Genomic DNA, 13,254 nt, shown 5'->3' on the forward strand with positions numbered 1-13,254 from the left:
AGTGTGCCAGCCGACGACTCGCATGTTGTCTCCATGCCCAAGGGATTGAAAAAACCTTTGTTAAAAAGGGAAGAAACAGGGGGATTGACAAATTCGTTCATAGCAGTTGGATAAACAGCACTTAAATTCTCCGATTTCACCCCAAGCAGCGAAAACGCACAATAGCAGATGTAGTTTATCCACTTGCTTCCGTACATTCCCTGGAAATGGACAAATTAAGATACGTTTTTCCACTTGTGATCCTGAGCTGGACGGGTGCAACGACGAAGGGCATGGCGAAAGCGCACAGCGAAAGCACATGGCGAATGCACATGGCGAAACGCCCGGCGAAGCACATGACGAAGCAATGGCGAAGCCCTCGCCTATACCTCGCTGAACATCCGGGCAATGCCGCGGAAGGTATAGGCAAGCACATGCTCTGCCGTGCGGACCGTCAAGGCAGGGGAAGAAGAGCTCTGCAAGCGGTTCAGCAAGGCAGGGCCGAACAGGTCATGGCTTTTGGAGATTTGCCCGCCCAGCATGATGAAGTCAGGACGGTAGCCGCCCACATAAGGCTGGAGCAGCTCTCCGAGCCGGGCTCCGAATTCGGCGAATACCCCGCGCGCGGAAGCGTTCCCCTGCCTGGCTTCATGAGCAAGCTCCTTCACATCCATAGCCGTCTCCAGAATGCCCGCTTCACGGGCCAGCTTCAGGATGCCTCTCCTGGAGAACAGGTCATCCGCCCTGCCGTCAAGATAGGGCTGGTCATACAGCCAGCCGTTCGGCGGGATACCCGGCCCGGATTCCATGATCCGGGAGCTGTCGATGAAGGCGGAGCCCAGGCCGGTTCCGAGCGTCAAGGCCATGAACCGCTCCCGGGGGAACTCGGCGCTGACACCAAGCGCAAACAGGCGGGCGTCATTCTCGAAGCGGATATCCATGTCCGGCAGCGGGCCGGCCTTCCCGGAGCTGCCTGCGGGCCAGCGTTCACGGAAGGCATGGAGCAGATTCAGCCCGTAAATCGCCTCGAATTTGCTGAGCCCCTGAATAAGGCAAATACCCTGCCTGTAATCGAAGGGGCCGGGAAAGGCCATCCCGATATGATAGAGGCAGTCCGTTACCGCGTCCCGGCGCTGGTGCTGATACAGGTCGTACTGGGCCTGAAAGATAGATATAAAATGGTCAAGGATCGTTTCCCGGTCCCGGTCAGCCAGGGCGGGAAACTCCATTTCACTGCCTTGCAGTGGAAGGCCGTCCTCCAGCACGCAGGTCTTAATAAAGGTTCCGCCCACATCCAGCGCAAGTACAATATTACGGCTCAAGGAAACTCACATCCCATGCTTTGGAGACACCAGCTTTGATCAGTCTGCAGGGGGCTGAGCCCAAATTGATGATCGTATATCCGCCAAGCACAGCCGGGAGAATATAAGATTCGGCGTAGTGCAGTTCAACAAACACCGCTTCGTCCGCAGCAGAGACAATCCGCACGGCCTCTCCTTCAACCAGATTATACATGGTCATTTCGCCATGTGTATGATCGCGCCACCGGTCCCGCAGGTGGAGCCGGTGAACATAGAACAGCAAATCGGCGCGTTGGCCCAGGACATATTCTTCATTCTCACCCTGCTGGTGGAGAAGTACCGGTGAGGGCATGAGCTGATCTTCAACCCAGGCGGTCTTCTTGGTGAAGTCAATATTATCGAAGGCGTAGTCCATATTGATCGGGCGGGGTTTGCCATCCAGGTCCTTGCGCAGAAAGTCATAGATTTTAAAGGTAAACCACCAGGTGGTCGAAGAAACCTCCAGCACCAGATTGTCTTTTCCAGCGGAATGAACCGTTCCGGGAGGGATCAGGAACAGATCTCCCTTCCGTGATTCGTAACGGTTCACATAATCGGTCAGCGGCAGCGGGATACCCGTCTGCTGGGCCTTAAGCACATCATGGCGGAACTGCTCCGGTGAGCAGGCCTCCGTAAGTCCCAGATATACTCCGGAATCTCCCTGCTGCTCCATGATGTAATAGGATTCCTGCTGGGCCATGAATTCATTGAACCGGCTGCGGATATAGTCCTGGGTGGGGTGGACCTGGCAGGATAAGTTGTCCCCGTCCATCGTGTCCAGATAGTTGAAGCGGATCGGGAAATAATCTCCGAACAAGCCGGTCAGCCGTTCCCCCAGGATCGTTGTATGTTCATTCTGCATGACCAGCAGAAAGGGAATCTCTATCTGCTTGCCTTCATATTCCAAAAGGATTGAATTCTCCGGGGCAATCGGCTCAAAGCTCCAGGCACAATTCACCCAATCTTCCGGCAGATCAGCCAGTTGTTTGAGGAATTGCCCGCCCCATACTCCCGGTGCATAAAAGGGCTTCACCCGCAGCGGCGACTTTGCGATATCCGAAATCATATGGCGCAAGGCCGTTACGGCAGTCATGACCGGCTGCTTCGGCTGATTCAGGTCCATATAATAGTCCATTTGCTCCAAGATTTGTTTACGGTACGTTTCCAGAATGGGCCATTCTACGAAAAGGGCGATTTTATATTTCTCCACGGCATCCCGGTTCCAGTTGAGTCCGAAATTGAGCAGCTCCTGCCGGTGGCCGGCCTGCTGGTATTCACGCGAGACATCCAGATAATAGGAAAGATCGAACCGGCCCTCTCCAAGCCAGTAAGCCCCCGGGCCAAAAACAATGCAGAATGAAGCCCGATCCGTACCCGGCGCCGCTTCATCCAGCCTGCGGGCGGCTTCTTCCCTGGCCCCGGCCCGGAAATAGTCCTCCAGGCTACCCTCTGTAAAATAACCAAAGGCGCGGTTATCCGTAATATTGGCGGCAAAATGTGTCCGCAGCTCTTCGCTCGTCTTGAGATAGCTGCCCGAGCCAATGAGGGTCACCGAATGGCCCCCTTGCTCCAGGGCATCGACGGCTTTTTGCAGAACAGCCTGAAACGGGGCGCCATGTGTTCCGTCAAAAGCAACATACAGCCTGTCGCTTCCCGTCTCACCGGCGAGTTGAAGCAGGGAGGCGGCAATTGCGGAATAACCTTCCCGGAGCACCGCAGGGGGTTCAGGCAAGTGTAAGCCATCCTGGGGAACAGGGACGGGACTGCGTACTAGGTTGACCGGTCGTTTCTCAAACATTTTAGCACTCACTCCTTCTATGGGTTTACAACCATTGTAAGGAGTACGGCAGGGATTTTCTTTGGAAAGGGCGTCTGATTTTTTGTACAATCCGGACATTTGGCGGTTTGGCTACAGGTTTTGCCTTCCGTCCGCAAACTGCAGTCTGCGGAACCGGGCGGGGGAGACGCCCAGCTGTTTGGTGAACACGCGTGTAAAATAGTGCACAGATTCGAAGCCGCAGCGCTCGGCGATGTCTTTGATGGGGAGATCGGTGTGCAGCAGCAAATCCTTGGCTTGTTGGATTCTCCGTTCCTGAATATAATGGACAAAAGTCTGGCCCAGCCGAACCTGGAAGATTCTCGACAGATGGCGCGGGGAAATATCCAGTTCCCGGGCAACCTGGGCCATCTGCAGTGGGGAGGACAAATTGTCGCGGATATAAAGCTTGGCCCGCTCAAAATGGCGGTGCTCCCCGCTGTCTTCCTCCATGGCTCCGGCCTGCGGATTAGATTCGGGAGAGAACGCCTGCGTGAAAGAATGCAGCAGGGCAAGCGCCAGATGGTTCATCGGCAGCCTGGACACTGCAGCCTCGCTTTCGGCAAGACTGAAGAGGGTAAGCCAGATTCGGGCAGAAAGCGCGGCATTCTCATGCGAGGCTATGGCTTGTCCACTGGCGGTGATATCCTGAAACAGCTTGCGGCAAGCCGCAGGGGTCCGGGATTCGTCAATTTCAAAGGCGATGAAGAACAGAACGAGCCCCTGCTCGCTGCGGATCTGGTGCCAGATACCTGGGCGCGAGCAGAACAGGGCTCCCGGCTCCAGGGGGTAGAGGACATCGTCATCCAGGTAAGAGCCCGTGCCTTGCTGGACATAGCAGATTTCAAAAAAAGAATGGCGGTGGAGGGAATTATTATAATGATTCGGCATGAAGCCCCAGTAGTGGATATGAAATGAGGTTTGTCCGTCACTGAGATTTGAGATATGCTGATTGAGAAGTGCATTGGCTTTCCGGTACGCCTGACGCATGGCGGGACCTCCTCATCATGTAGGCTTCAACGAATAGAAAACGTTTGCTTTTGATTCTATCAGAGATCAGGAGGGAACTCTATGTATACCATATTGATTGTGGATGATGAGAAAATTGAACGGGATGGTATCAGAGGGCTGATAGCCGAAATGAAATATGAGCTGCACGTCATCGAAGCAGAGAACGGGGAGAAGGCGCTGGAGTATCTTCGCCTGAACCCGGTGGACATTCTGCTCACAGATATCAAAATGCCATTTATGGGCGGACTGGAGCTGGCGGAGCAGGCAAGCCTGGCTCAGCCATCCCTGGAAATAATTATATACAGTGCTTACGGGGAATTTGACTATGCAAGACGTGCTTTGTACACCAATGCTTCCAGTTATCTGCTGAAGCCGATTGATATGGATGAGTTCGCCGGGGTCATGTCCGGCGTGATACAGAAATGTTCCGATAAGGCAACGCAGCAGCTACGCACTGCCGAAATTATGCAGGGGTATCAAAAGGGTCTGGAATATGAGAAGGAGAAGTGGCTGACAGATTTGCTGAACGGGATTAATGTCATCAGCGATGCCGGCACGCTGCCCTTTGGAGGGGGGCCGGCTGCGCTAATGCTGATTGATTTCAAAGAGCGTTATTTTGACCGCAATTATGAGGCTTTTGAGGAAATCGTGCAACAGCTCACAGCCGGTGAATATGAAATGCTGAATTTGAATGAATATCAGAGCGTGCTCATTGTCCCTTGCCCGCCCAGTGGCGGCCGGGAGAAGATCAGGGGGTTGAGCGAACGGATGGCGGAGCGGATCGCGGAACGGTTTTACCGGCATTGCTGCATCGTATTCAGTCCGGTGATCTCCGATTGGCAGGAGATTTCAGCCTGCTACGAGCAGATGGAGCAAACCTTGGACTATAAATTCTTTTTTGAGGATACGGTGGTACTGTTTGCCGGGGATGACTTTGCAGGCCGTATCCCGGATATTGTCAGCGCCGAGACGCTGATTGCGGACATCAACCAGTTTATTAATCTCGGAGAGCATGCGGGCGCTTCCAGAAGCATTGAGCTTCTGTTCAATCACTTGAGCAGAAATGGAAGCTCCTCCGCGATATACGTCAAGTATCTATGTTCCGACCTGGTGAGAAATGCGTTTGAACAATCGGGCCGCAGGCAGAAAACCGATTTTCAGCAAACGGTGGAGCGTATTTTCAAAAGCGATTCCATTCTCGATGTGAAGGAAGTGCTGCTGCAGGCACTCTCTGAGATTGAACCGGAGGGCGGCGCTCAAGGTGAAAGCAAACGCCATCTTGTACAGCAAGTCATCAGAATTGTGGAGAAGGATTTCAGGGATGATCTCAGTCTGGAGGCCATCGCCGGACGGGTATCGCTCAATCCGACCTACCTGAGCCATGTGTTCAAGAAAGAAACCGGGCAAAGCCTGATCAAATTCATCACCCTGCAGCGTCTGGAACGTGCACAGCATCTACTGGGCAGCACCAATATGAAGATCGTCGATATCGCTGAGAATGTCGGCTATTGGAGCTCCTCCTACTTCTGCCTGACCTTTAAGAAATATTACGGAATCAGTCCGCAGAAATACCGTGAAATGCTGGACGAATAGGATCATTTCAGGAGTAATCACCGAAGCTGCAGCCCTAGTTTGTAGGGCTGTTTGGTGTGAATTTTGCTTATGGATCTAACCGGTCTGCTTGTTGTTCCAAATTATTTGACGCAAATCCAAAAAAATTATGATATCACTCCATCCCGCGCTAATTTACAATTTAACTGTAAGCATGAAAGCGTTTTATAATAAAGATTCGGGAGGGGCATCTATGAGATTGAAGAAAATTCGTGTTATGGCTTTGCTGCTGTCCATGGTGATGATGCTTGGATTGCTGGCAGCTTGCGGCAGCAGTCCAAAGGAGGAGAAGGCTGCTGCGCCCGCCGGCAGTGAATCCACGAATGCCGGAGGCAATGAACCATCCGCCACCGCCAAGGAGAACGATGGACCCTTCAGCAAATATGAAGAACCCGTTACCGTGTCTCTGGGGAGACAGGGGGTATCAGGGAACAATCTGCCGGCAGGAGATACGCTTGAGAATAACAAGTATCTGAAATATGTTGAGGACCGCCTGAACGTAAAAGTGAAATACGATTTCTCGGTGGAGGACCTGGACGCCTACAACCAGAAGGTCACGCTGGCGATCTCGAGCAATTCCCTGCCTGACATTCTGGTTGTGGATGAACAGCAGTTCAAGCGGATGGCAAAAGCGGGCATGCTTGCCGATCTGACCCGTATATACGATCAATATGCCTCTCCGCTGATCAAAGATTACTACAGCTCCTACACGGGAGACCGGGTGCTGAACACCGGAAGAATTGACGGCAAGCTGATGGCTCTGCCCAATACCAATATCGACGGTAATTACCAGCTCCTGTGGATACGCCAGGATTGGCTGACCAAGCTGAAGCTTGAGACGCCCCGTACCATGGATGAGGTTAAGACTGTGATTAAAGCTTTCAAGGAGCAGGACCCTGACGGAAACGGGAAAGCGGATACCGTTGGTCTTCTTGGCGATAAAACGGTGGTCGCAGACGGCGGCTTCTTCACCTTCGATCCGATCTTTAATGCCAATCATGCCTATCCAAAGAATTGGTTCAAGGATGAGGGCGGAAACATCATTTACGGTTCCACGACTCCAGAGACCAAGCAGGCGCTCTCCGAGCTGAGAGAGATGTATGCGGACGGGTTGATCGACAAAGAGTTTTTGACCCGGAAATACGAGGATAATGCCGGGCTGGTGTCCGGCGGCCGGGCAGGCATCCTGTTTGCCCCCTGGTTCGGAGGCTGGGCGTTGTCTGATGCAGTGAAAGCCAATCCGGAAGCGGACTGGGTTCCGCTGGCAGTACCGCTGGACGGGGACGGCAAACGGAATATCGTGCCTTCCACACCGTCCGGAACCTTCCTTGTGGTGAACAAAAAGGCAGAGCATCCGGAAGCCGCCTTGAAAATGCTCAGTGTGGAGTATGAAGGTATCCGCCTGATTGATCCGGTGGCGCAGGAGCTGTATAAGGATTTGGGTGTGGGCTGGCTCAATTACCCGATCAATGTGCAGCTGGATTATCAGGATTCCCTGGCACGCGATGTTCCGATTTATGAGAAGGCGATTCAGGATAAGAAGCTGGACGGTTTGCCGGCCCGTATCCTGCCAAGAGTCAAGGCCGTATTGAAGAATAATGAAAATCCGAAACAGGACATTCCCGCTTATGCGGATTCACTCGCCTTCTATACAGCGGCCTCCATCACCGGAGCGAAAGAAATTGTGAAGGTGGAGCCTATTTTCTACGGCAAGACGGATGCCATGCTCAAAAAGGGAGCCAATCTGGAAAAACTCGAAAACGAAACCTTTTTGAAAATCATCACCGGTACTTCTCCGCTTGAAGAGTTCGACAAGTTCGTCGAGACCTGGAAAAGCATCGGAGGAGAAGAAATCACCAAAGAAGTTGCTGAGGCAGTTGAGACACCATGAGAAACAGAGCTTCTATCTGGAATTACCACATCATGCTGCTGCCCGGCATATTGTTGCTTGTAGCGTTTAGTGTAATTCCTATGTTCGGGATTGTGATTGCCTTTCAGGATTTCCAGCCTACGCTTGGCATATTCCACTCTGAGTGGGTGGGATGGGAGAATTTCGCTTACATGTTCAGCCTGCCTGACAGCAGGCTGATTCTCGGAAACACCTTAACCATTGCTTTGCTGAAAATTATTGCCGGATTGGCTGTTCCCTTTGTATTTGCGCTCATGTTCCATGAAGTGGCCAACGTGAAATTCAAACGGACCATCCAAACGATTGTGTACCTGCCCCATTTTATGTCCTGGGTCATTCTCTCAGGAGTTTTGATTAACCTGCTAAGTCTGGACGGCATTGTCAATCAGATGATCGGGTGGTTCGGCGGCGATCCGATTATGTTCCTCCAGAGCAATCATTGGTTCCGCGTCGTTGTCGTGTCAAGCGATGTATGGAAGGAATTCGGATTCAATACGATTATCTATATCGCTGCCCTGACTTCAATCAACACCAATCTCTACGAAGCGGCCGCCATCGATGGAGCGAACAGATTTCAGCGGTTAACCAATATTACGATTCCGGGTTTAATGACAACAGTTATTCTGCTGGCGACCTTAAGCCTAGGTAATGTGCTTAATGCAGGCTTTGAGCAAATTCTCAACTTATATAATCCGATTGTCTATGAATCGGGAGATATCATTGATACTTATGTATACCGTTCAGGATTGCTTGAAATCCAGTACGGCCTGGCAACAGCGGTAGGTCTGCTCAAATCGGTAGTAAGCTTTATATTGATTGCCGCGTCCTATGGTCTGGCCGCCCGGTTTGCCAACTACCGTATTTTCTGACAGAGGTGATTTGCTGTGATCCGAGGAACCAGCCGGACTGTTGATATTGTGATTTATTGTATTCTAACCGTGATTGCTTTTCTTTCATTGGCCCCGGTACTGAACACCTTGGCTATTTCGTTCAGCGGCAAAGTGGCGGCCATGTCGGGGGAGGTCTTCTTCTGGCCGGTTGATTTCAATCTGGCCGCCTATGAATCCGTAATCAGGGACCGGAACTTTTTTATATCGTTTGGTGTATCCGTACAAAGAGTGCTGCTGGGCGGGGTCATCAACCTGCTGGTTACGGTGCTGATGGCCTATCCGTTATCCAAATCGAACAAACATTTTCCCGGCAGAAATATCTATATGTGGTTCGTAATCTTCTGTATGCTGTTCAACGGCGGGCTGATCCCATGGTATATGACGATCAATACGTACGGGCTGCTCGATTCCATCTGGGCGCTTGTGCTGCCTACCGCGGTTCCTGTATTTAATGTGATCTTACTGATGAATTTCTTCAAGGGCGTTCCGAAGGAGCTGGAGGAGGCTGCCGGAATGGACGGGGCAGGGGCATGGAGAACGCTGGTGACGATTTTTATCCCCATTTCCCTTCCCTCACTTGCAACAGTCACCCTGTTCTCGGTCGTCGGACACTGGAATTCATTCTTTGACGGGATGATCCTGATGAACCACAAGGAGAATTGGCCGCTGCAAACCTATATCCAGCAATTGATCATCAGCATGAATTCGATCATGAACACCACCGATCCGGAAGAGATCAAGCGTCTGTCCAATATGTCCAGCCAACTGCTGAATGCCGCCAAGGTCATGGTCTCGATGATACCGATTATGCTCATTTATCCGTTTCTGCAGCGGTATTTCGTCAGCGGAATCGTACTTGGTGCCGTCAAAGAGTAAGCGGAAATTGCATGTAAACGGGTGTCCCTTAAGCCGGAAATGGCTGGGGACACCCCTTTGTTGTTTCGGCCTGTGGATTGTTATTTGACGGGGGCAATGCTACTTTATAAGGAAAAGAGCTTAAGACAGGAGGGGTAGATCTGGAGCGCTTGGGCCGGTTCATCAGGGATCTAAGAATTAAGCATAAGCTGTTTGTCTCTTATTTACTCGTTATCATTGTTCCGCTCAGTGTGCTTGGCTGGTATTCGTATGATCAATCCAGGAATCTGCTTGTTCAGCAGGCCCGGCTGACCTTAACCGACAATGTGTCGGAAATCGCCGCCAATCTGGATTATAAGTTCGGCAAGCTAAGTGCCGCGCTGGACTCGTTCACTTTTAACTCCAGTGTGGTGTCCGTCTTCAACAATGATTACTCCGATAATTATTATTATATGTACAATGATCTGAATACCATCGTGGAGCCGTTGTTCAATACGCTTATGTTTCTGAACGAAGAAATCAGGCAGCTGACGGTTTATACAGGAAATAATATTACGGAACGCAAAAATACAATTTTGCCGATTGGCAACATATCCGGGGAGCCTTGGTTTGAAGCAGCGATGGCAAGCGGGCAGACACAATGGATCAAGGAAGGTCCGGCGTTGTCCGCCGTGCGGAGAATGGTGGGTGGTTCGGGAACGCAGTATGACAACCTGATTTATTTAAGATTTGACAGCCAGGATATTTTTGCGGGCCTGACCAATGTAGTCTCCGGTGATTACGGCGTTCTGGTGGAGAATGGAGCGGAGGAGCCTGTTTTTGCTTATCAGAATGGGCTGCCGCCCTTTGAATCGGCCCAGGCGGCGGAAGGCAGAGCGAATGATTTCATCGTGATCTCCCAAGAGCTTAGCGCAACGGGCTGGAAGCTTGTCTTTTATATGCCCAAGGACTCGATCGGCGTCGACGCCAAGACAATTCTCCGCGCCACCATACTCACGGTCGGGATATGCCTGCTGATTCTGGTGCCGGCGGTCTGGCTGTTATCGAATGCTTTTGTGCGAAGGATCTACCGCTTGAACCGCACGATGAAAAGGGTGACCCGCGGGGATCTGCATGTAGACATTATTGTGGATTCGAATGACGAAATCGGTGAGCTGACGTCGCGTTTCAAGGATATGCTGCAAAGCCTGAATGAGCTGTTCAATGAAGTCTACCGCAGCAAGGTTGTGCAGAAGGACGCGGAGCTGAAAGCGCTGCAGGCCCAGATTAATCCTCATTTTCTCTATAACTCCCTGTCGCTGATCAACTGGAAAGCTATAGCTATCAAAGCCTATGACATCAGTAAAATCACCACGACCCTCTCCAAATTTTACCGGACGACCCTGAACAGAGGGCAAGATGTAATCAGCGTTCATGATGAACTGGAAAATACGAAATCTTATATTGATCTGCAGCTGATTATGCATGACCACAGCTTTGATGTGGTGTACGAGGTGGATCCGGAAGTTCTGGGCTGTCAAATGATTAAGCTGATTATGCAGCCTATTGTGGAGAATGCGATTGAACACGGTGTAGATAACAAACGGGAAGGACGCGGCAGGATAAGCCTGCGGGCTTGCTTTGAGGAAGACACCATTGTATTCGGCATTGAAGACAACGGTCCGGGAATGACCCGGGAAACCATGGATACGGTATTAAACAGGCAATCCAAATCGTACGGACTGTTCAACGCCCAGGAGAGAATCCGTATTTATTTTGGCGAAACCTACGGGATTACGATCAAAAGTGAAATCGGCCAGGGTACAACAGTTGAGGTGAGAATCCCCAGGAGGGAAAAGTAAAGAATAGGCAAAGTATGTCATTTGAGAATTCCTGATTCGTTTTGCGGAAAGGCATCTACCGCCAAAGAATTTGTGCACAAATAGCTGCGAATGGATGAGGCATCCGTTTGCGGCTTTTTTGCTATGTGGCGGGCTGCGGTAGTTTGCTTTGGGAATATCAGAGAATTTAAGAAAGTTTTAATCTTTACCCGACTTCTTCTTAAACAGTTTTTCCTATTCTTGAGGACAGGGAGGGAGTAGCTTGAAGAATTGGGCCCGTAAGGATTCATCGATTGCATGGTTATTTCTGGCACCCAGTGTGGCAGGGTTTGCACTGTTCTACTTGATTCCGTTTGGGATGGGCGTGTTCTACTCCTTCATGGACCGCACGGTGGGCGGGCAGTATGTGGGACTGCAGAATTACCGGGAGCTGATTGCGGGCGATTCCTTCCGGAAGGCAGCCTCGGGTACTTTCTACTTCAGCCTGGTGAGTGTTCCGCTGCTGATTGTACTGTCGCTGGGGTTGGCGCTGCTGCTCAATAGAAGCTTGTATGGTCAAAAATGGCTGAGAACTGCCTATGTACTCCCTCTTGTCGTTCCTGTCGCCTCCATTATCCTGGTCTGGCAGATCCTGTTTGACTGGAACGGGGCGCTGAATGCCTGGCTGAGCGGCTTCGGTCTGGCGCGGGTGGATTGGATGAAGACAGAGGCAGCGCGGAATGTAATCATAACGATGTATATATGGAAAAACATCGGGTATAACGTGATCCTGTTCTTGGCCGGACTGCAGCAGATCCCGAAGGATTACTACGAAACCGCCCAGATTGAAGGGGCTGGCCGACTAAGGCAGTTCCGGAGCATTACGCTGGTCTATTTAACATCCACGATGTTTTTTGTCGTCATTATGTCGATCATTAATTCCTTCAAGGTATTTCGGGAGACATATCTGATTGCCGGACCCTATCCGCATGACAGCATCTATATGCTGCAGCACTTTATGAACAATATGTTCCTGTCGCTCGACCTCCCGAAGATGACGGCTGCGTCCACCTTAATGGTTGGCGGCATTCTTATCATCGTACTCGGGTTGTTCGCCATGGAACGCCGCTACCGGCGATATATGGAATAGAGGTGGAGAGGTCTTGCCAGTTGGTAAAGTCATACACAAGCTAGCGTTAACCGTCATGATGGGGGCGATTGCTCTCGTAATGTTGTTCCCGATTGGGGTGACCCTCATTAATTCATTCATGAGTACCCGTGAAATAGGGATCAATTACGGTCCTGTCGGACAAATGAACAAGGTTATGGAGGGGAGAAATGATCTCTTTGCAAATTTGAAATGGCTGCCGGATCAGGTATCCCTGGAGCAATACGGCAAGGTGTTGATGGACAGCCCGTTGTACCTGTCGTTGTTCTGGAATTCGGTATTCCTGGTGGTGCCCATCATTGCCGGACAGACGCTTATAGCTGCGCTTGCTGCCTATGCGTTCTCCAAGCTGAGATTCCGGGGTCGGGAATTCATGTTTCTTATCTATGTCCTGACGATGCTCATGCCCTTTCAGGTGACTCTTGTGCCCAATTACATCATGGCGGAACGGCTGGGGCTGCTGAATAGCTCAGTTGCCATTATCCTGCCCGGTATTTTTGCGGCCTTCGGTGTATTCATGCTCAGGCAGTTCATGCTGGACATTCCGTATGCCTATATCGAAGCGGCCAAGATGGATGGCGCCGGACATTTACGGATTTTCTATACCATTATTATTCCAATGGTTCAGCCGGGCCTGGCCGCACTCACGATTCTGTTATTCGTCGATTACTGGAATATGGTGGAGCAGCCGCTGATCTTCCTGGACGACCCGTTAAGGCAGCCCCTCTCGGTCTATCTGTCCAATGTCAGCAGCGAGAAGGGGCTTGCCTTTGCCGCTTCTGCCATCTATATGGCTCCGATGGTCCTTCTCTTTCTGTATGCGGAGACGTATTTCATTGAAGGTGTCCAATTGTCTGGGATTAAGGGGTAATGCCC

Annotated in this window: 10 protein-coding genes; 7 read left to right on the forward strand and 3 right to left on the reverse strand. The window is 51.2% G+C overall.

What is annotated here, in order from left to right; all coding sequences use genetic code 11:
• Positions 1-362: 362 nt before the first annotated feature.
• From MKZ24_RS14245 to MKZ24_RS14255, 3 genes are all read right to left on the reverse strand, one after another.
• Positions 363-1,301 carry an ROK family protein gene (locus tag MKZ24_RS14245; RefSeq protein WP_340783935.1) on the reverse strand — a complete coding sequence of 313 codons (939 nt, stop codon included), beginning with the start codon at positions 1,299-1,301 and terminating at the stop codon, positions 363-365.
• Positions 1,291-3,117 carry a class I mannose-6-phosphate isomerase gene (locus MKZ24_RS14250; protein ID WP_340783937.1) on the reverse strand — a complete coding sequence of 609 codons (1,827 nt, stop codon included), beginning with the start codon at positions 3,115-3,117 and terminating at the stop codon, positions 1,291-1,293. Before MKZ24_RS14250 ends, MKZ24_RS14245 begins: the two co-directional genes overlap by 11 nt.
• A 111-nt stretch (positions 3,118-3,228) precedes the next feature.
• Positions 3,229-4,125, reverse strand: coding sequence for an AraC family transcriptional regulator (locus tag MKZ24_RS14255; RefSeq protein WP_340783939.1), 897 nt, complete (start codon positions 4,123-4,125; stop codon positions 3,229-3,231).
• 81 nt (positions 4,126-4,206) lie between these two features.
• Between MKZ24_RS14255 and MKZ24_RS14260 the strand changes: the two genes are divergently transcribed.
• The 7 genes from MKZ24_RS14260 (at position 4,207) to MKZ24_RS14290 (ending at position 13,249) form a co-directional block, all read left to right on the forward strand.
• Complete coding sequence (locus tag MKZ24_RS14260) at positions 4,207-5,739, forward strand: response regulator transcription factor (RefSeq protein WP_340783941.1); 1,533 nt, start codon at positions 4,207-4,209, stop codon at positions 5,737-5,739.
• A 211-nt stretch (positions 5,740-5,950) separates the two neighbouring features.
• On the forward strand, positions 5,951-7,648 hold the full coding sequence (locus MKZ24_RS14265; RefSeq protein ID WP_340783943.1) for an extracellular solute-binding protein: 1,698 nt from the start codon (positions 5,951-5,953) through the stop codon (positions 7,646-7,648).
• Positions 7,645-8,535, forward strand: coding sequence for an ABC transporter permease (locus MKZ24_RS14270; protein WP_042238291.1), 891 nt, complete (start codon positions 7,645-7,647; stop codon positions 8,533-8,535). The genes MKZ24_RS14265 and MKZ24_RS14270 overlap by 4 nt, the downstream gene beginning before the upstream one ends.
• A 15-nt stretch (positions 8,536-8,550) precedes the next feature.
• The gene (locus MKZ24_RS14275) at positions 8,551-9,432 is read left to right on the forward strand and encodes a carbohydrate ABC transporter permease (RefSeq protein WP_042238289.1); all 882 of its coding nucleotides are present in this window, start codon (positions 8,551-8,553) and stop codon (positions 9,430-9,432) included.
• Positions 9,433-9,581: 149 nt separating this feature from the next.
• On the forward strand, positions 9,582-11,252 hold the full coding sequence (locus tag MKZ24_RS14280; protein ID WP_340783945.1) for a sensor histidine kinase: 1,671 nt from the start codon (positions 9,582-9,584) through the stop codon (positions 11,250-11,252).
• A gap of 241 nt (positions 11,253-11,493) precedes the next feature.
• On the forward strand, positions 11,494-12,360 hold the full coding sequence (locus MKZ24_RS14285; RefSeq protein ID WP_042238285.1) for a carbohydrate ABC transporter permease: 867 nt from the start codon (positions 11,494-11,496) through the stop codon (positions 12,358-12,360).
• A 55-nt stretch (positions 12,361-12,415) separates the two neighbouring features.
• A complete protein-coding gene (locus MKZ24_RS14290) occupies positions 12,416-13,249 on the forward strand; it encodes a carbohydrate ABC transporter permease (protein ID WP_042243084.1) in 834 nt (277 codons plus the stop codon).
• The last annotated feature ends 5 nt before the right edge of the window (positions 13,250-13,254 follow it).

This window comes from Paenibacillus sp. FSL R7-0297 (assembly GCF_038009025.1).
Taxonomy (GTDB): domain Bacteria; phylum Bacillota; class Bacilli; order Paenibacillales; family Paenibacillaceae; genus Paenibacillus_AQ.

Coding starts and splice junctions, on each gene's coding strand:
- MKZ24_RS14250 (WP_340783937.1), bottom strand. CDS start 3,117: ATGTTTGAGAAACGACCGGTCAACCTAGTACGCAGTCCCGTCCCTGTT.
- MKZ24_RS14255 (WP_340783939.1), bottom strand. CDS start 4,125: ATGCGTCAGGCGTACCGGAAAGCCAATGCACTTCTCAATCAGCATATC.
- MKZ24_RS14260 (WP_340783941.1), top strand. CDS start 4,207: ATGTATACCATATTGATTGTGGATGATGAGAAAATTGAACGGGATGGT.
- MKZ24_RS14265 (WP_340783943.1), top strand. CDS start 5,951: ATGAGATTGAAGAAAATTCGTGTTATGGCTTTGCTGCTGTCCATGGTG.
- MKZ24_RS14270 (WP_042238291.1), top strand. CDS start 7,645: ATGAGAAACAGAGCTTCTATCTGGAATTACCACATCATGCTGCTGCCC.
- MKZ24_RS14290 (WP_042243084.1), top strand. CDS start 12,416: ATGATGGGGGCGATTGCTCTCGTAATGTTGTTCCCGATTGGGGTGACC.